The 18491-nt window shown below is 60.4% G+C and carries 19 protein-coding genes; 5 read left to right on the top strand and 14 right to left on the bottom strand.

Features of this window, described 5'->3' with window-relative positions; translation table 11 throughout:
* Positions 1 to 209 precede the first annotated feature (209 nt).
* The gene (locus CDA63_RS05775; RefSeq protein ID WP_088463505.1) at positions 210 to 1175 is read right to left on the bottom strand and encodes a glycerophosphodiester phosphodiesterase; all 966 of its coding nucleotides are present in this window, start codon (positions 1173 to 1175) and stop codon (positions 210 to 212) included.
* A 164-nt stretch (positions 1176 to 1339) separates the two neighbouring features.
* On the opposite strand from CDA63_RS05775, the gene CDA63_RS05770 reads away from it, so the two are divergent.
* From CDA63_RS05770 to CDA63_RS05760, 3 genes are all read left to right on the top strand, one after another.
* Positions 1340 to 2341 carry a GDP-mannose 4,6-dehydratase gene (locus CDA63_RS05770; protein WP_088463504.1) on the top strand — a complete coding sequence of 334 codons (1002 nt, stop codon included), beginning with the start codon at positions 1340 to 1342 and terminating at the stop codon, positions 2339 to 2341.
* 99 nt (positions 2342 to 2440) lie between these two features.
* On the top strand, positions 2441 to 2905 hold the full coding sequence (locus tag CDA63_RS05765) for a hypothetical protein (protein ID WP_088463503.1): 465 nt from the start codon (positions 2441 to 2443) through the stop codon (positions 2903 to 2905).
* A 281-nt stretch (positions 2906 to 3186) separates the two neighbouring features.
* A complete protein-coding gene (locus CDA63_RS05760; protein WP_088463502.1) occupies positions 3187 to 3555 on the top strand; it encodes a DoxX family protein in 369 nt (122 codons plus the stop codon).
* 109 nt (positions 3556 to 3664) lie between these two features.
* Here CDA63_RS05760 and CDA63_RS05755 read toward each other — a convergent pair whose 3' ends face one another.
* Positions 3665 to 4357, bottom strand: coding sequence for a lipid-A-disaccharide synthase N-terminal domain-containing protein (locus CDA63_RS05755; protein WP_242434561.1), 693 nt, complete (start codon positions 4355 to 4357; stop codon positions 3665 to 3667).
* A gap of 59 nt (positions 4358 to 4416) precedes the next feature.
* Complete coding sequence (locus tag CDA63_RS05750; protein ID WP_088463501.1) at positions 4417 to 5193, bottom strand: glycosyltransferase family 2 protein; 777 nt, start codon at positions 5191 to 5193, stop codon at positions 4417 to 4419.
* Between the two features lie 393 nt (positions 5194 to 5586).
* On the opposite strand from CDA63_RS05750, the gene CDA63_RS05745 reads away from it, so the two are divergent.
* Entirely contained in the window at positions 5587 to 7071 is a 1485-nt protein-coding gene (locus CDA63_RS05745; protein ID WP_165768206.1) for a T9SS type A sorting domain-containing protein, read from the top strand.
* 211 nt (positions 7072 to 7282) lie between these two features.
* Here the strand turns inward: CDA63_RS05745 and hisIE are convergent, their stop codons facing one another.
* The 10 genes from hisIE to hisG all read right to left on the bottom strand — a co-directional run bounded on the left by hisIE (position 7283) and on the right by hisG (position 16050).
* Positions 7283 to 7924: a bifunctional phosphoribosyl-AMP cyclohydrolase/phosphoribosyl-ATP diphosphatase HisIE gene (hisIE, locus tag CDA63_RS05740; RefSeq protein WP_088463499.1), complete on the bottom strand. Its 642-nt coding sequence runs from the start codon at positions 7922 to 7924 to the stop codon at positions 7283 to 7285.
* Between the two features lie 120 nt (positions 7925 to 8044).
* The gene (hisF, locus tag CDA63_RS05735; RefSeq protein ID WP_088463498.1) at positions 8045 to 8803 is read right to left on the bottom strand and encodes an imidazole glycerol phosphate synthase subunit HisF; all 759 of its coding nucleotides are present in this window, start codon (positions 8801 to 8803) and stop codon (positions 8045 to 8047) included.
* 138 nt (positions 8804 to 8941) lie between these two features.
* Positions 8942 to 9658: a 1-(5-phosphoribosyl)-5-[(5-phosphoribosylamino)methylideneamino]imidazole-4-carboxamide isomerase gene (hisA, locus tag CDA63_RS05730; RefSeq protein ID WP_088463497.1), complete on the bottom strand. Its 717-nt coding sequence runs from the start codon at positions 9656 to 9658 to the stop codon at positions 8942 to 8944.
* Positions 9659 to 9852: 194 nt separating this feature from the next.
* The gene (gene hisH / locus CDA63_RS05725; protein ID WP_088463496.1) at positions 9853 to 10452 is read right to left on the bottom strand and encodes an imidazole glycerol phosphate synthase subunit HisH; all 600 of its coding nucleotides are present in this window, start codon (positions 10450 to 10452) and stop codon (positions 9853 to 9855) included.
* 222 nt (positions 10453 to 10674) lie between these two features.
* Positions 10675 to 11787, bottom strand: a complete 1113-nt coding sequence (hisB, locus tag CDA63_RS05720; RefSeq protein ID WP_088463495.1) for a bifunctional histidinol-phosphatase/imidazoleglycerol-phosphate dehydratase HisB — start codon at positions 11785 to 11787, stop codon at positions 10675 to 10677.
* 19 nt (positions 11788 to 11806) lie between these two features.
* Positions 11807 to 12229 carry an Imm50 family immunity protein gene (locus CDA63_RS05715; protein WP_088463494.1) on the bottom strand — a complete coding sequence of 141 codons (423 nt, stop codon included), beginning with the start codon at positions 12227 to 12229 and terminating at the stop codon, positions 11807 to 11809.
* Positions 12230 to 12331: 102 nt separating this feature from the next.
* Positions 12332 to 13384, bottom strand: a complete 1053-nt coding sequence (gene hisC / locus CDA63_RS05710; protein ID WP_088463493.1) for a histidinol-phosphate transaminase — start codon at positions 13382 to 13384, stop codon at positions 12332 to 12334.
* A gap of 55 nt (positions 13385 to 13439) precedes the next feature.
* Complete coding sequence (locus CDA63_RS05705) at positions 13440 to 13721, bottom strand: hypothetical protein (protein WP_088463492.1); 282 nt, start codon at positions 13719 to 13721, stop codon at positions 13440 to 13442.
* Between the two features lie 71 nt (positions 13722 to 13792).
* Positions 13793 to 15106 carry a histidinol dehydrogenase gene (gene hisD, locus CDA63_RS05700; RefSeq protein ID WP_088463491.1) on the bottom strand — a complete coding sequence of 438 codons (1314 nt, stop codon included), beginning with the start codon at positions 15104 to 15106 and terminating at the stop codon, positions 13793 to 13795.
* A gap of 92 nt (positions 15107 to 15198) precedes the next feature.
* Positions 15199 to 16050 (bottom strand): ATP phosphoribosyltransferase, encoded by an 852-nt coding sequence (hisG, locus tag CDA63_RS05695; protein ID WP_088463490.1) that lies wholly within the window; start codon positions 16048 to 16050, stop codon positions 15199 to 15201.
* A gap of 551 nt (positions 16051 to 16601) precedes the next feature.
* Here hisG and CDA63_RS05690 point away from each other — a divergent pair.
* Complete coding sequence (locus tag CDA63_RS05690; protein WP_165768205.1) at positions 16602 to 17537, top strand: DUF2911 domain-containing protein; 936 nt, start codon at positions 16602 to 16604, stop codon at positions 17535 to 17537.
* 261 nt (positions 17538 to 17798) lie between these two features.
* Here the strand turns inward: CDA63_RS05690 and CDA63_RS05685 are convergent.
* Positions 17799 to 18491: glycosyltransferase family 2 protein (locus tag CDA63_RS05685; RefSeq protein WP_133074285.1), on the bottom strand; the 693-nt coding region annotated here is incomplete at its 5' end.

Genomic DNA, 18491 nt, shown 5'->3' with positions numbered 1-18491 from the left:
AGAAAAAACGTGATGGCACAAACTACCGTCAGCAGAAGGCCCCGCCCCCACCCTGACCCGGTAAACCAGCCCCACAAGGACCTGGCAGCCCCCCCCTTCGTTCGGTGTTGGGTTTTGTTGGGCATTGACATCATCGCAAGTGACTTGAAAAATAAAGTGGCTTGACGCCAAAGAAGAGTATGGGAAAGCGTTGTGGGACCGACGCGGCCCTAGTTGGCCATTTTGCGCCGGCGGCGGAGCGTGGTACGGAGTTGCCGCAGGTTGTCGACTTCGTAAGCATCGGGCTGAGCGGCCACTACCCGGCCCACGGCCCGGGCCGAGCGCCCTCCGAACACGACCACCTCCCGGCCCAGCGCGTGCAGCTCGGCCGTGCGTTCGGGCGTGATGTCGTCCTTGTGCAGTACCACCGACCCCACCTCCGGCAACTGATGCAACTCAGCCACAGAAGCCGCATAATCATTACCAACTTCCAGGCCCAGGCCCACGGCGGGCAGGAGTTGATGCAGGTAACGGAGCGTGGCGGGGCTACCAGTAATGATGGTCACCCGTTCGGGCGGGGCCTGGTAGCGGGCCAGCAACGCCACTAGCCGCCGGGCCAGCGCCCGGCGCCGGGCCAGGTCGTTGGGGGCGCAGGGGTCGTCTTCGTGCAGGTCGAGATGCAGATAAGGATACACGGGGCTTTCGCGCAGGTAAGCCAGCAAACTCTCGAAGGTCTGGGGGCGCTCGTGCTGAAACCAGTTGTATGGCCACCGCACCTGGTAGGCCAGTTGGGTCAGGGCCGCGGCCGACAGCTGGCTCACGCAGCCCGTACCGGTGGTCATGGATTCAAGCCGGGGGTCGTGGTAGAGCACTGGAATGCTGTCCTGGCTCAGGCGCACATCCACTTCCACCCCATCGGCCCCGTGGGCCAGCGCCCGCCGGATGCTGCGGCCGCTGCTGGGTGGCAACGGGTTAAAGGGCCGAAATAAGGTCAGAAAGCCCGAGCCGGCGTGGCCAATCACCAGCGGTGCGGCGGCGGCCGGCACCGGGGGGCGCGGCCGGATAAGCACCCGCAACTTACCCGCCGGGGCCGGTTGCGCCCGCCCCTGGCCGGGACTGGCCAGCAACCAGACGAAGAGCAGCGGCCACCGCCACCCGGCCCGGCAAGCAAGCCGGTACAGAAGGGAAGAATTCATCGAGGAGAAAAAGAATACGCAATGATAACCAGCTAATCAATGCCAGGTTACTACGCCGGTGGGCCGGCCCCGTTGCCCGCCGGGAGCCCGGAGCCGGTCAATTCCGTTTACCTTTAGCCCGGGAGCCGGAGGGTTCCCCCTTTTTTTCCTCCTGCCTCTCACGCATGGCTTCCATTCTGATTACGGGCTGCGCGGGCTTTATCGGCTCGCACCTGGCCGAACGCCTCCTGCTCGACGGCCACCGCGTGGTGGGCCTCGATAATTTCGACCCCTTCTACGACCGCACCATCAAGGAGCAGAACCTGGCCACCTGCCGGGCCAACCCCCGCTTCAGCTTCCACGAAGCTGACCTGCGCCACGGCCTCGACGCACTGGTAGATGCGCTGCCCGCCGACCCCGTTGACTTAGTAGTACACCTGGCGGCCAAGGCCGGCGTGGGGCCCTCCGTAAAAGAGCCCGTCGCCTACCTCGAAAACAACGTGCTCGGCACCACCCATCTGCTGGAGTGGATGCGCCAGCGGGGCATCAGCAAGCTGTTTTTTGCCTCCTCCTCCTCCGTGTATGGCAACACCCGCCAGCAGCCCTTCCGCGAAGACATGAACCTGCTCGGGGCCTGCATCTCCCCGTACGCGGCCTCCAAGCTCAGCGGTGAGCAGCTCACCTATACCTACCACCACCTGTACGGGCTGGACGTGCTTAACGCCCGCTTCTTTACCGTTTTCGGCCCCCGGCAACGGCCTGACTTGGCCATCCATAAGTTTGTGCGCCTGTTGCGGGCCGGGCAGCCCATTCCTGTATTCGGCGACGGTAGCACGGCCCGCGACTACACCTTCGTGCTCGATACCGTGGACGGCATCAGCCGGGGCGTAGACTACCTGCTGAGCCACCAGGGTGTGTACGAAACCATCAACCTGGGCAACAACCAGCCCGTCCCGCTGCTGGCCCTTATACAGGCCGTCGGGCAGGCCGTGGGCATCGAGCCCCAGTTAGCGTTCGAAGCCATGCAGGCCGGCGACGTAGACGTAACCTACGCCGATATCAGCAAGGCCCGACAACTGCTCGACTACGCCCCCCGCACCAGTCTGGCTGACGGCTTACAGGCTTTCGTGGCGTGGCTCGATGCACCACTTGTCACCATTAAGGAGAGAGTTACTCCCCAGCAATAACAGGCTTTACAAGCAGCTAATTATGGCGCTGGGCTTCCAAGAGCAAAATTTCTTTGGGGCAGGCATTCTTGAGCGACGGGCAGCCTATCTTTAGCCACAATGAAGCCCTGCTACTTACTTTTCCCACTGCTGGCAGTCGTGGTTGGATGCCACTCCCCAGCCGCCGATGCTACCCCCGCGCCAGTTGACGCGCTGCTAGGCCACTGGCAGGCTGATACCGAGCGTTTAGTCCGCTACACGACGACCGGAGGACCCATCAGCTACGACACTACCATCGTCCACCGGCAGGAATTCGACTTTGCCGCCACCACCTACACCAAAGTCGACTACGACTATGATCGTAGCGGGATGCCGCTGGCCGCGCCCACGCGCGAAAAAGGAAACTACGGCCGCACGGGCGAAGAAATCGGCTTCAGCCTGGGACCGGGCAATTACGACCCCATCCTCACACGCCGGTACGTGCGCGACCTCACCCCTACCCGCTTCACGCTTGAAACCGTGTATGGATTTTCCTTCAGCCCCAAGCCTGCAGGCGGAAATTCATTCATAGACTTCCACCGCTAGAGCCTGTTATGTACTTTTTGAGCAACTGAGGCACTTTTCTGTGACTGGTTACAGCAGAAGCAAGGGTAGCCCAGTACTAAAAGTGTCTCTGCGTGTCGTAAAGGGCTTCCAATGCGTTGAGGTGCTTTTGATAAACCGCGTTTCGGCGCACCAGTGCATAACAGGCTCTAGCCGCCGGCCAGCCTGGTAACTCCTACTCGTCGGCTCTCAGTATATTGCCCCGGCCGTGGGTCGTAGCCCCTGGCTTTTTTCATTTGATCAGTTCCCCAAAACCACCAGCTATGTCTGCTTCTACCCGCAACGTACTCGCTTGGATTCTCCAGGTCTTATTGGGCCTCGCCTTCATCGCCTCCGGCGGCAATAAATTCCGTGATCTGGCCGGCACGATCGGCATGTTTGAAAGCCTGGGCTTACCCGCCGTGATGGCCTACGTGGTGGCCGGGGCCGAAGTACTCGGCGGTATCGGCCTGCTTATTCCCCGGTTCGTGCGCCCAGCGGCCCTGGGCCTTATCCTGATTATGCTAGGGGCGGTGGTGATGCACGCCACCAAAATCCCGGGTGGCCTGGCGGGCGGCGCTCCGGCCATTGTCCTGTTGGTGTTGCTGGCCGTACTGCTGTGGCTGCGCAAACCGGCCGTGGCCGTGCGGTAAGGCCGCCCTTGGCTTTGTAGGCTGAACCTAAAAAAGGATGGTTCCCGGCTCATTGAGTCGGGAACCATCCTTTTTTAGGTCGATAATATGCTGCGCGTTCGGGCGATTGTCAGGAGTTGATATTCGACTCGCTGTTGACTTGAGGCAGGGCCACGGCCGGCACCCCGCGCAGCTCCCGCCGCAGCAGCACCATGTTGCGGGCGTACACGACCGTACCGAAGACGTTGCCAATGATGAGCACGGCATCCCGGCGCATAACGGCGTAGGCCAGAATCAGCAACGACCCCACCAGGCTGATAATCCAGAAGCTCAGCGGCAGGCTCGATTCACCCTTCCGCTCGGAGTAAATCCATTGGTACACGAAACGGAGCAGAAAAATGGCCTGGCCCACCGCCCCGAGCAGCAGCAGGCCGCCCGGAATTTCGGTGCCCAACATGGCCCGCAGACTGAAATGGCGGTTGCCGGCCACAAACCAACCCAGCATGGCTACTGGCAAGGCGTAAGCGGCCGCCCGGAACCAGGGACTGAGCTTGTCCCACTCGCGCAGCAGTTGCAGGTTGCGAATGTAGATGGCGTAACTGATGAGCTGGGCCCCGAGGATAACGGGGTCGTGGCGCAGAATGCCGTAAACAATCATCAGAAACGACGATACCAGGCTGATTTGCCAGAACAGCGTGGGCACGAGCACCCGCTTGGCCCGCTCGCTCTGAATCCATTGCAGCACGATGCGACTCGAAAACAGCAGCTGCGACAACAACCCGATAACCAGCGCCACATTGGCCGTACCCAAAAGCGTTTTCATGGCTATCAGCACCGTTTTTTCGTCGTCGTCTACCTGTTTCGTCTACTTCACTCACCTACCTACTCCGCTGCCGGCGCTGCGGCCGGCGCATGGCCGCCCTGCTGCTCGCTGATGTCGTAGTTCTTCCAGCGGCTGCGAATCCAGCGGAAGCCGAACGTGTCGACCAGCGGCTTCCAGGCCCGGTTCCAGAGGTTGTACTTGGCCGTACCGGCGAAGCGCGGGAAGTGGCGCACCGGCAGCTGCTTGACTTTACCACCCTGAAGCTGCACCAGCGCCCCCAGGAAGCGGTGCATGCCGTGAAACAACGGAATACGGCGGGCATGCTCAGTTTTGATGATTTTCAGCGGGCAGCCCGTATCCTGGATGCCGTCGTTGATGAGCGTGCGCCGCACCCCGTTGGCAATTTTGGAGGAGAGCTTTTTGACCAGCGTATCCTGGCGCTTGGCCCGGATGCCGTTCACCATATCGAAGGCGGGCAGAAACTCAAAAAAGGTCAGGAAATCGAGCGGCGTGGTTTGGATATCGGAGTCGATGTAGCCGATGAGCGTGGTGCGGGCGTGGTCGATGCCGGCTTTGACGGCTGTGCTCAGGCCCCGGTTTTCTTTGAGGCTGATGAACTCGTAGGCCGGTTTCTGCCCGCACACCGCCCGCAGAATAACCAGCGAGCCGTCGGTCGAGCCGTCGTTGACGAAGAGCACCGTGGTGGCCACCGGCGTCTGGGCCAGAAACTTATCCATCTCCACCACGAACTGCCCCAGGCTTTCTTCTTCGTTATACACGGGCACGAGCACCGTTAGGCTTTGGGTGGCGAGGTAAGCGGCGTTGGCAGCGGGCATAGAATCAACAGCTAAAAGGGCCGGCAAGGTACGGAAGGAATGCAGAAGGGGTATGCACTCACCATATTTCATGATGATCACCCGCATCATAGTTGATAAGCTACAAGAAGGATAAATCACTATTTTATCGCCAGAAATTTTGAGTTAAGCGTTCAGAAATAAAACTATTATTACCTTTTTAACACATAGCAAATGATTCCCGCTAGTTACATCATAACAGTTATGGTTTTGAGTCAACAATAAAAAATGATAGAATGCATAAATCATTCGTTACTGTTATTTATCAGAATAAGTCAAATTTTTGATTATTCTAGCAGGTTTGATCGGAAGTTAGTCCAACCCCCAAACTCTTTGTATATCTTCATCCCTCAAAACCATATTAACAACATCTTTATGCCTAAACTATTACCCCTTATTGGCCTGATGGCCACTACCGCCACGGCTTTCGCCCAGCCCACGCCGCACGTGCGGCTCGCCGCCAGCACTGTCATCACCCTGCCGGCCGGGGCCGCCCCCAGCGCCCTGGCCATCGCCGATTACAACCAGGACCGACGCCCCGATGTGGCCGTCTGCCAGCGCGGGCTCAACTCCATCGGCGTCTACCTGCAAGGCTCCAATGGTACTTTCCCCAGCCAGCCCGCGGGCACCTATGATGCGGGGCAGGCACCCTCAGGTCTGGTAGCCGTGCCACTGGGCAATGCGTCCCAGCGCGCGTACATTGATCTGGTAGCTATCAGCGGCCCCAGCAACCTCTATACCCTGCTCACCAACAAGAACGACGGCAGCGGCCAGTTTACCCCCATTCCGCCGGGTAACGGCCCGGTCGATAACAACTACTTCGGTCAGGTAGAAGGGCTGGTCAACCCGCAACTACAAGCCCGCGACCTCAACAGCGACGGCTGGATCGACTTTATCTACTCAATCGACCCGACCGGGTATACCATCAATGCTGGCATCTATCGCCAGCGGCTACTGCCGGAAATCCGCATCCAGCCAGGGTATGAGTTTTCCCGCTTCCGAACTCCCGCCTACCGTCCCTCCAACTTTGCCCTGGCCGATTTCAACCGCGACGGGGTAGAAGACCTAGTCGTCACCAACCCAGACAACAACCAGTTTACGGTCGTTATCGCTAGTTCCCGCGCCGACCGCTACCCCGAATGGGCCAACAACCAGCGGGCCGACGTGCTACCCAGCCTGGGTAGCCGGCCGGTGCAGGTGGCCGCTGCCGATGTAAGCGGCGATTTCCTGCCCGACATTGCACTAGCCCACGAAGGCAGCAACGAGATAACGCTCTTCCTTAACTCACGCACCGGCGAGTTCGGCACCACCGTCTCGTACCCGCTCTCGGCCGCCCCGCGCCAGGTGATGCTCCAGGACCTCAACGACGACCGCCGGCCGGAAATGCTCGTGCTTACGGCTGATGGTCAGCTCCACGTATTCGAGCATACCTCTGAGCCGGGCATAACCCGTTACCGTACGCCCGTCAGTTACGCGGTGGGCCGCAACCCGGTCACCATGCAGTTCGCCGACGTGAACGGCGACTTTAAGTTGGACGTCGTCATCGGCTGCGAGGGCGACAACACGGTGCATGTGTTGCTCAACCAGACGGGCACCGTGCTCAGCACTGCCACTGCCCGCCTGGCCGGGGTGGATATTTACCCTAATCCGGCTCGCGACGTAGTGACAGTGCGCCAGTCGAACGCCTCGTCCCAGACGCTCAACGCCACCTTGCTCGATGCGCTCGGCCGGGTAGTACGCCGCGCCGAGCTGGCTGCTCCTGCCGCCACGCTCTCCGTCGCCGACCTGCCCCGGGGTGTGTACGTGCTGCGCCTGAGCTCCACCGACGGCATCTTGACCCGCCGGTTGGTAGTGGAATAAGCCCTTACACAGATCCCGCAGCAGACCTACTGCCAAGTCCTCAAGCCAACAACCTCTTTTCCAGGCTACTTCCTAGATACAGCAAACTGCCCCGACCATACCGGCCGGGGCAGTTTGTTTTAGTCGCCATAACGCTTTCTCTGATCCAAGTTGCGGAACGCAGCAAAAGACAAAGCTTCCGCTATCCAAGTCACTTACCGACTGCGTTAGGCTACTCCGGCCGCCGTACCCCGCCCGAAATGGTACTGTGCCGCGCCCGCAGCACTTCCACCACATCTTCCAGCGACAAACCCGAGGCCGTCAGCAGGACCAACAAATGGTACAACAGGTCGGCGGCTTCGCCCTTGAGGCCCTCCACGTTGCCACCCACGGCGTCGATGACCGTTTCTACGGCCTCCTCCCCCACTTTCTGGGCGATTTTGGGCATGCCCTTGCGGAACAGCGAGGCAGTGTAGGAGTTGGGGTCCTCGTCGGGAAACTGGTGGCGGCGTTGCACCAGGCGCTCCAGCTCCGCGATGAAGCTCACGGCCGGGGCCGGATAAGCCGTCTGGTCGGGTTGTTCGAAGCAGCTGGTGGTGCCGCGGTGGCAAGTCGGGCCGTCGGGGATGGCGCGAATGAGCAGCGCGTCCTGGTCGCAGTCTTCGTGCTCGCTCACCACGGTCAGGTAGTTGCCAGAGATTTCGCCTTTGGTCCAGAGGCGCTGCTTGGAGCGGGAAAAGAACGTGACGCGGCCCGTTTCGCGGGTCACGCGCTGCGCTTCCTCGTTCTGGTAGCCCAGCATGAGCACCTGGCCCGTAGCGGCATCCTGCACAATCACGGGAATCAGCCCATCGGGCATTTTGGCAAAGTCCATTTGGTATTGGTTTTTGGTGGGTGGTTTTTGGTTTTTGGCAGTCGTTCTCACTGTTTTGTCCTCCTGATTTATCTATTCAGAGAAGCCAAAAACCAAAAACCACCCACCAAAAACCAGCCGCTACAGGCGCATCGGAATACCGTCCCGGCGCAGGTGTTCTTTTAGCTCACGGATACCGATTTCGCCGAAGTGGAAGATGCTGGCGGCGAGGCCGGCATCGGCCTGGGCTTGTTGGAAGACGTTGGTGAAGTCCTGCTTGGAGCCGGCCCCGCCCGAGGCAATAACCGGAATGCTCACGGCCCGGCTAACGGCCCCGGTAATATCGAGGGCGAAGCCATCCTTGGTGCCGTCGTTGCTCATGGAAGTCAGCAGGATTTCGCCCGCGCCCCGCTCGGCGGCTTCGCGGCACCACTGCACGGCGTCGCGGCCGGTGTTGTTGGTGCCGGCGCGGGTGTACACCTGCCAGCCATCGGCGTCGTTGAAACGGGCATCGGCGGCCACCACAATGCACTGGGAGCCGAAGCGGGCGGCCAGCTCGTCAATCAGCTCCGGCCGCGCCAAAGCGGCCGAGTTGATGCTCACCTTGTCGGCCCCGTTCATCAGCAGCGCTTCCACGTCGGACACGGTGCCGATGCCGCCGCCCACGGTAAATGGAATGTCCAGCTCCCGGGCCACGTCGCGCACCAGGGCCACGAGCGTCGCGCGCTTCTGGTTGGTAGCCGTGATGTCGAGAAACACCAGCTCGTCGGCCCCTTCGCGGGCATAGCGGGAAGCCAGCGCCACCGGGTCGCCGGCGTCGCGCAGCCCCTCAAAGCGGACGCCCTTCACGGTGCGCCCATCCTTCACGTCGAGGCAGGGAATGATTCGTTTGGTTAGCATATAAGTGGTCAGAGTAAACTGTCATCCTGAGCGGAGCGAAGACCTTATCAGGTAGGCACGACACCGTTGATAAGTATCCCTCCGACATAATAAGGTCTTTCGCTCGCTCAGGATGACAGAAGAACCATTCGGCAACGCCTACAGCCAGGGTTGCAGCTGCTCCAGCGTGATGGTACCTTCGTAGATGGCCTTGCCGATGATGGCGCCGTGCATACCGATGGCGGCCAGGGCTTTCACGTCGGCAATGGTGGTTACCCCACCGCTGGCAATCAGCTCGGCGGCGGGCAGCTGCTGGCGCAGTTCGGTGTAGGTGGCCAGCGATGGGCCCTGGAGCTTGCCGTCCTTGCTCACGTCGGTGCAGATGAAGGTGGTGGCCCCGGTGGCGAGGTAGAACTCCACGAACTCGCGCAGGGTCCGCTCACTCTGCTCGGCCCAGGCGTTGATGGAAATGTAGTTGTCGCGGTAATCGGCCCCGATGATGATGCGCTCGGCCCCGAAGGTGCGCAGCCAGCCGGTTACGGTTTCGGGTTCGCGCACGGCAATGCTGCCGGCCGTAATCTGCCGGGCCCCGGCGTCGAAGGCCTGGCGCACGGCTTCCTCGCTTTGCAGCCCGCCCCCGAAATCGATGTGCAGGCTGGTGTGGCGGGCGATGCGCTCGAGTACGTGCAGGTTCACGGGCTGCTTGGCCCGGGCCCCGTCGAGGTCGACGAGATGCAGGCGCTTGACGCCGGCGGCTTCAAAGCGCTGGGCCACGGCCAGCGGGTCGGAATCGTAGGTGGTCTGCTGGGCAAAGTCGCCCTCCGTCAGGCGCACGCACTGGCCGTTAATGAGGTCAATGGCAGGAATGATATTCATTTGGTTTGGAGCTTGGTGCTAATAGCTGGTGATAAAGGCTCGTCATGCTGAGCCTGTGGCGGATTGAGCCAGGGGGCGCAGCCGCAGTCGAAGCATCTCTACCTCTGACTAACAAGTGACTTTGCAACGAAGCGGTAGAGATGCTTCGACTGCGGCTGCGCCTTCACTCAGCATGACGGGCTGATGTTACCAGTTTACAGCTTGAGAAAGTTTTCCAGAATGCGGGTGCCGACGGGGCCGCTCTTTTCGGTGTGAAACTGCACGGCGTAGAAGTTTTCGTGCTGCACGGCGGCGCTGAAGGGCGCGGGGTAGGCGGCCTCGGCAATGGTGTAGCTGCCCACCGGCGCGTAGTAGCTGTGCACGAAATACACGTAGTCTTCAGCGCTTAGGCCCTCGAACAGCGGACCGCGCAAAGCCTGCAAATTGTTCCAGCCCATGTGCGGCACCTTATGCTCCGGCGCGGCCGCCTGGAAGCGCACTACATCGAAGGGCAGAATTCCCAGCATATCGGTACCTAACGCTCCGCCTTCCTGGCTGTGGCGGCCCAGCAGTTGCATGCCAAGACAGATGCCAAGGAAGGGTTGGGTGAGCGTGGGCAGTAGCTCATCCAGTCCCTGAACCCGTAGCTCCTTCATGGCGGAAGCCGCCTCGCCCTCGCCCGGGAACAGGACCTTGTCGGCCCGGCGCAGCACGTCGTGGTCGGCCGTGAGCGTGGCCTGAACGCCCAGCCGTTCCAGGGCAAACAGCACCGACTGCACATTGCCGCCTTTGTAATCAACTATGGCTATTTCCATTTGAACATATCAAGAAAGAGGAGCTGGTTTATTCTTTTGCATGAACAAATGGTTAAGCGAGTTCACAGTGCTTGTCAGCTATTAGACACTTGATTTACTCTGTAACGCAAGCTGGCAGCAGCTTATAGCTACTTATCCTATTCGCGCATCGGGAGTTCATTTAACATGTCTAAAACAGCGCAGCGAACCAGATTTATCCATTTGTATAAACAAATGGATAAACTACAAAATACCCTTCGTACTGGGGATTTCCATGCGGCCGGCGTCGCGCACCAGGGCCATCTTCATGGCTTTAGCAACGGCCTTAAAAATGGCTTCGATCTTATGGTGCTCGTTCTGACCTTCGGCTTTGATGTTGAGGTTGCAGCGGGCCGCGTCGGAGAAGCTCTTGAAGAAATGGTAGAACATTTCGCAGGGCATATCCCCCACCCGCTCGCGCTTGAAGTCCGCTTCCCACACAATCCAGGGGCGGCCCGAGAAGTCAATGGCAGCTTGGGCCAGCACGTCATCCATAGGTAGCAGGAAGCCGTAACGGGCCAGGCCGCGCTTGTCGCCGAGGGCCTGGGTGAAGGCTTCGCCCAGGGCAATGGCCGTGTCCTCGATGGTGTGGTGCTCGTCTATGTGTAGGTCGCCCTGCACCGTAATCTTCATGTCGACGCCCGAGTGCTTGCTGAGCTGGTCGAGCATATGGTCGAAGAAGCCCAGGCCGGTGTGCATGGCGGGGCGGCCGTTGCCGTCGAGGTTGAGCTCGATGCTGATTTTGGTTTCGTTCGTGTCGCGCTGGACCACGGCGGTGCGGGCGGGCAGGCGCAGGAACTGGTATATTTTTTCCCAGCTCATGGTCGTGAGCGCGGCGCGCTCGTCCTGCTCCTCCCCTTCCGGCTGCAACAGGATGGCCTGGCAGCCGAGGTTTACGGCCAGCTCCACATCCGTCAGCCGGTCGCCGAGCACGAAGGAGTTCTTGAGGTCATACGCACCTTCGGCCAGGTACTGCTGCAACAGGCCGGTGCCGGGCTTGCGGGTGGGAAGGTTCTCGTGGGGGAAGCTCCGGTCGATGTGCTCACGCGCAAACTCCACGTCTTCCGAGCGCAGCACGTCGAGCATCATGGTATGGGCCGGCCAGAAGGTGTCCTCCGGGAAGCTCGCGGTACCGAGGCCATCCTGGTTGCTCACCAGCACCAACTCGTAATCCAGCTCGCGGGCAATGCGCGCCAGGCCGGTAATGGCGCCGGGCACGAACTGAAATTTTTCCCGCGTCAGCGCGTCCACCTGGAAATCCGTCGGCGGCTCGATGAGGATAGTCCCGTCGCGGTCAATGAAGAGTACTTTTTTCATGTGTGGTTAAGAGTGATGCTTACGCTGGCGCTATACTAGATTGTGTGATTGTCAACCCAATCACTTCGGCAGCCCGGGCTACGATAAATGCGTCTACGCCAACCGAACCATTAATTGTGCAGGTTAGGTCAGCATCCTGTTCAGCAAATTCCATTTCCAGGATGACGTTTTGATGTCCGAATCCATCGAAGTCTATTTCCTTGACGTCCGTAAACCGAAGTTCGATTTCACAGTGTTTCATTTGACGATAAGAGCCCCGCGCTTCTGTGTCGCGCGTAGTCTCGAAAGCCGCTATCAGAAAAGTAACCGTAGGATAATAGCCAGGATTAGCCTCAAACGTTACTTTCTTGATTTCTGCATCGTGAAAGCCGGGCCAGTAACCGAAGTACTGAATGACTCTTTCCGAGTTAGCTATTCGGCGAAGTACCGGGTTTTCGGTCATTATGCATGATTAATGGGCTAAGCGGCAGAGATGCTTCGACTACGGCTGCGCCCCCTGGCTCAATCCGCCACATGCTCAGCATGACGGGCTTATTATGTGTTACTACTCCGCAAACTCTCCCAGCGCCCGCAGCAGCAGTTCGTTCTCGGCGGGCGTGCCCACCGTGAGGCGGAGCGTACCGGCGCAGCCGGGCTGGGTGGTGCGGTTGCGCACGATGATGCCCCGGGCTACCAGGAAATTGTAGAGGGCCGTGGCGTCGGGCTTAAAGCGGACCAGCAGGAAGTTGGCATCCGAGGGGAACACCTGCTCTACGATGGGCAGCGCGGGCAGGCGCTCGGCCAGCCAGTCGCGGCCCGTCAGTAGCTGCCGGCGCAGCTCTTCCGCGCGGGGCGCGTCGTGCAGGGCGGCCAGCGCGTGCTGCTGGGTGGCTTCGGAGATGTTGTAAGGCGGCTTGATTTTGTTGAGGTAGCCGATAACTGCCGGTGAGGCGAAGGCCATGCCCAGGCGCAGCCCGGCCAGGCCCCAGGCCTTGGAGAAAGTCTGCAGCACCACCAGGTTCAGGAATTCGGCGAGGCGGGTGGTCCAGCTGGCGGTTGGCGCGAAGTCGGCGTAGGCCTCATCCACCACCACCAGCCCCCGGAAACCGCGCAGGATTTCCTCGATGGCCGTCGGGTCCAGCAGGTTGCCGCTGGGGTTATTGGGCGAGCAGAGCCACACCAGCTTGGCCTCCGAACCCAGCACCCCAGTCACGATTTCGGGCGAGAGCTGGAAGTCGGGCGTCAGCTGAATACGCTCCACGCGCACGTCATTGAGGTTGGCGGCCACTTCGTACATGCCGTAAGTGGGCGGCAGAATGAGCAGGCTGTCCTGGCCGGGCACGCAGGTCAGGCGCACCAGCAGGTCAATAGCTTCATCGGAGCCGTTGCCGAGGAAAATCTGCCCGGGGCTCACGCCTTTGAGCTGGGCCAGCTCGGCCTTCACAGCGCGCTGCTGGGGGTCAGGGTAACGGTTGAACCGCTCGGGGCCGGCGCTGCCCAAGCTGTTCTCGTTGGCATCGAGCATCACCTGGGCCTCGCCCTGGAATTCGTCGCGGGCCGACGAGTAGGGCTTCATATCCCGCAGGTTGGGCCGTACAAGATTATCAAGGTTGAACACAAATCGTTGATTTAGAAAGTTTCATTGGACTATGCAGAACGACACGATTTACACATCAAGCAGAAAATTGGTCTAAAAAGAGCCTAATATCTTCCTCATTATGTAAATATGACCCTGGAGCATCCTGCAAATCAATTCCTTCAATAAAGAGAACAGCATCCCAAATTTTTGACTCTGCAGAGGCAGGGAAGTATTTTAAAGCCCTTCGCTCCAGCCCCTCTCGCGAGTTCAAGGCCCATTGAGATGCCTCTTCTCGGCTGGTCTGATGATTCAATAGACCCTGCAAAAACTCCTCGATAGACGACGAGGTGATATACTTCTCTTTGTGAGCTTTCATAGAAGTAATCTTGCTTGTCAAAAGAATGAACGCGAGTTATTTCAGCAGTGCCTCTGAATGACGCCCTATTTTCAACCCCGCTCCCCGCCGCTGGCCAACGACTCCAGACGAAGAGTTACGGCACGGGCGTGGGCGCGCAGGCCTTCGGCTTCGGCCATGATTTCAACCACGGGGCCCACGTTGAGCAGACCTTCGGGGGTCAGGCGTTGGAACGTGATTTTCTTGAAGAACGAATCCAGCGAGACGCCGCTGTAGTTGCGGGCGTAGCCGTTGGTGGGCAGCGTGTGGTTGGTGCCCGAGGCGTAGTCGCCGACGGCCTCCGGGGTCAGGTGGCCCAGGAATACCGAACCGGCATTCGTCACGCCCTCGGCCAGCTGCTCGGGGTTGTGCACCGCCAGAATCAGGTGTTCGGGCGCATACTCGTTCGAGAAGTCGAGCATGTCCTGCGGGGTTGCCAGCAGAATGGCGCGGCTTTCGGTGAGGGCCTGGGCGGCAACTTCGGCCCGGGGCAGCTCACGCAATTGGCGTTCCACCTCTTCTTTGGTCTGCTCCAACATATATAAGGAGTCGGAGAGCAGAATTACCTGGGAGTCGGGGCCGTGCTCGGCCTGGCTGAGCAGGTCGGCGGCCACGAAAGCCGGGTTGGCCGACGAGTCGGCCATGACGAGCACTTCCGAGGGGCCGGCCGGCATATCGATGGCCACGCCGTAGCGGGTGGCCAGTTGCTTGGCAGCCGTCACGTAGCGGTTGCCGGGGCCGAAAATCTTGTCCACGGCCGGCACCGAGTCCGTTCCGCCACTCAACGCGGCCACGGCTTGGGCCCCGCCGGCCTTCACGATGGTCGTGATGCCGAGTAGCTGGGCCGTGAACAGGATAATCGGGTTCACCGAGCCGTCCGGCTGGGGCGGGGTGCAGAGCACGATTTGGGGGCAGCCGGCCAGCTTGGCCGGCACGCCCAGCATCAGTAGGGTGCTGAATAGGGGCGCGGTGCCGCCCGGGATGTAGAGGCCCACCCGCTGCACGGGCACCGCCCGCCGCCAGCAGCTCACGCCCGGCATGGTTTCCACGCGTTCCTCCTTCGGCACCTGGGCCTGGTGAAAGCGGAGAATATTGGCGTGGGCCTGCCGGATGGCCGTTTGGAGTTCCGCCGGCACCTGGGCCGCGGCGGCCGCCAGCTCTTCTGGGCTCACGCGCAGGCCGCCGACCGCCGCCAGATCGGCACGGTCGAACTGTTGGGCGTAGTCCAGCAGGGCCGCGTCGCCGCGCTGGCGCACGTCCTCAAAAATCTGCTGCACGCGCTGCTCCACGTCCTGGGCCTGCTGCTGGGCCGCCCGCTGCTGGAGCGCCGCCCATTCCGGCCGAGAGGGGTTTTGAATCAATTTCATAGCTGTTAGCTGAGAGCTGTCAGCTAGTAGCTTTCGTTCTGAGAGCCTCCAATTGGAAGCTAACAGCTCTCAGCTAATAGCCAACAGCTGGGTTAGCTGATCATTTTCTCAATCGGCAGTACCAGGATACCTTCGGCGCCCACGGCTTTAAGCTGGCTGGTGATGTGCCAGAAGTCGTCCTCGTTTACCACCGACTGCACGCTCACCCAGCCTTCTTCGGCCAGCGGCGTAATGGTAGGCGACTTGATGCCCGGCAGCAACTGCTTAACGGCATCCAGGGCCGCCACGGGCGCGTTGAGGATGATGTACTTGTTGCGGCGAGCACGGCGCACGGCCTGCATCCGGAACTGCAACTGCTCCAGCAGCTCCTTCTTCTCGGCGTTCAGGTTCTGGTTGGCGATGAGCACGGCTTCAGAGCGGAACACGGTTTCCACTTCGCGTAGGCCATTGCCGAGCAGCGTCGAGCCGCTGCTCACGATGTCGCAGATAGCCTCGGCCAGCCCGATGCTCGGGGCAATTTCCACCGAACCGCTGATGGTGTGCAGGTGCGCCTCCACCCCTTTTTCGCGCAGGTAGTTGCCCAGAATCTGGGGATACGAGGTGGCGATGCTCACGCCCTGCAAATCCTGGATGGAGTCGTAGGCGGCGGCGCGGGGCACGGCCAAGCTCAGGCGGCACTTGCTGAAACCCAGGCCTTCTACTTCCAAGGCCGGGAAACCGGCTTCTACCAACACGTTCTGGCCCACAATGCCCAGGTCGGCCACGCCGTCCTGCACGTAGCCGGGGATGTCGTCGTCGCGCAGGTAGAGGATTTCGAGGGGGAAGTTGGTGGCTTCGGTTTTGAGCTTGTTGGAAGCGGCGAGGAAGCTGATTCCGCATTCCCGGATCAGGTTCTGAGAGTCTTCGCTTAAGCGGCCGGATTTCTGGATAGCCAGACGGAGCATGTGATTTTAATTAAGAATTGAGAATTAGGAGTTGAGAATTGGCCGTTTGACAGGGTTCTTAACTGGTAATTCGGGAAGAGTTGGGGGCAGAAATCGGGGCGGGCTGACCCGGGAGTTGGGGCGGGAGCAAAAGCCGGCCGGGCCACCGGGTTTCGGGGGCCGGGGAACCGAATCTGGTTCGCCCAACGGGGTCGATATGATGCGTTCATTCCTCTAAAAAGAGGAATGGTGCCCGTGATGCTGATGATGCTGGGTCTCGGACGCGCGGGTCCCGGCCAGGCGACCCGCAACGGGGGCGGCCGGGTGGCACTGGGAACTCAAAAAAAGCGCGGAGAAGGGCATACGGGGTGCGGAGTAGCGGGGCAAATGTACGCGGCGGCGGTTAGGATGAAAACTTTTTCATGAAAAATTTACCCTAAATGCCGGATCTTCACGTTTTCAGTACCGGTTCAACCCGGTTTTGGCATCATTGTTTCGGAGTACCCACCGCCGCTTCGTCGCTGCTGCCGGTATTTTATGCCTCGCTGCTCCCCTGCCTTACCTTTTGCCCTATGCTTATTGCCCGCTCGCTCGCTTTTCGTCTCGGATTTATTGTAGCCTTGGCCGGTGGAGGCCTAACGGCCCAGGCCCAGCAAACAGACGCGGCGGCCCCGTTGCCGCCGCCCACCACGGGCGTGCCCACCGGCATTGAGCTGCTCCTGCCCCAGGCCAGCCCCCACGCCGTGGTAGCCCAAACCGTGGGCCTGACCGACGTGACGGTCGAATACCACTCGCCCTCAGTGCGCGGCCGGGGCGTGTGGGGCGGACTGGTACCTTACGACGAAATCTGGCGGGCCGGGGCCAATGAAAACACGCTCATCCGCTTCTCCACGCCCATTGTGCTGCGCGGCCAGGCAGTGCCAGCCGGCCAATACTCCTTCTACGTGCTGCCCCACCAGGACCGTGACTGGGAGGTGGTGCTCAACCGCGTGACCACCCACTGGGGTACTGATGGCTATAATGCCCAGGACGACGTTATCCGGGTGCCGGCCCAAACCGAGCCAGCCCAGTTTCAGGAGAGCCTGCTCTACTGGTTTTCCAACGTGCGGCCCAACGGGGCCCACCTCAACCTGACCTGGGAAAAACGCACGCTTGTGCTGCCCTTCGAGGTGGAAGTGCACCAGCAGGTGCTCTCCAGCATCGAGCGCGCCCTCAACCAGCAACCCCGCGACTGGCACCTGCTGGCCCAGGCCGCCGACTACCTGGTGCAGAACAACCTCCAACCCGAGCGGGCCCTGAACTGGATCAACGAATCGATTCGCCTGCAAAACGAGGTCAGCAACAACTGGATCAAGGCCCGCCTGCTCGCCCAGCAGCAGGACTTTGGCACGGCCATCGTCTACGCCCGCAAAGCCATCAAGCTCGGCGACAAAGACGACGAAACCTTCCGCTCCCAACTGCCTAACATGCGTCTCTCACTCACCGAGTGGCAGGCCCGGGCCTACTGAGATAGGCGCAGTGGGTAACCGGAAGGTTTTAGGCCGGAAGTTATTGTAAAACAGTCGTTGCGTTGGGCAGCGACTGTTTTTTTTAATGGGTTGGTGGCACCTACCAGCGGGTGGCCGCGGTAGTAAGCCAACGGCTTGCCCAAGTGTTCGGGCATCACTCATCATCCGCGTCGAATAAGGCGTGCCACTAGGCCCGAGCAATCAAATGATGCCCTTTGATTCTTAAACCGGCAAGATGACGGAGAGTAGCCAAAGTAGATGTTATTGGCTACTAAGACGAGTTAGCTGCTTGTGAATACTCGCAATCCCGTAAGTGGGCGACAGAAACATCGAGGCAGTTAGCTCACCTACGAATCGGGAGTAATTCTTTGTACGCAGAGAAAAACCAGCCTGCCGGTGGAGAATAACAGCATAGCGGTAGCGCCGCCGGTCAGCTTTCACCCACCAAGCATCGCGCTGCCGCATAGCCATGAACGCGTCGAAGGAAACTTGCTCCTCTTCTGCCGGCCCCACTCGCCGTTGTTTAATGCAATGAGAGGCGTAATCCAGCACATCGAATACGTGCATTGGCTTGCTCGTAGTAACCGCCGAAGTGTGTATACGGTAGCACATTAGCACTTGCTCCAGAATGACCAGCGAGTAGCCCTGCTCCAGTAAGCGGTTGCAAAACTCAAAGTCGTCGCAGGGCCAGAAGCGGTTGTGCAGGCCCCCGCTGCGCCCGTACACCCGCCGGCTGAGCATCAAGCCCGTAAAAGCCACCAGCACCGTCTCGCCTCGCGCCAGCGCCTGCCGCCCTTCCGCCGCCGTGCGCAGGCCCCCGTAGCGCTGCACCCCCATATACCGGCCCTGCTCGTCGATGTAGTGGCAGTGGCAGCTGCTGGCGTCCACCTCCGCGTGGGCCTGGTGGTAGGCCAGCTGCGTGCCCAGCCGCTCGGGCAGCATCACATCATCGGC

This window comes from Hymenobacter amundsenii, assembly GCF_002204745.1.
GTDB classification, from domain to species: Bacteria; Bacteroidota; Bacteroidia; order Cytophagales; family Hymenobacteraceae; genus Hymenobacter; species Hymenobacter amundsenii.
The sequence above is the reverse complement of the archived record's forward strand: the minus strand, read 5'-3'. Positions and strand labels throughout refer to the sequence as shown.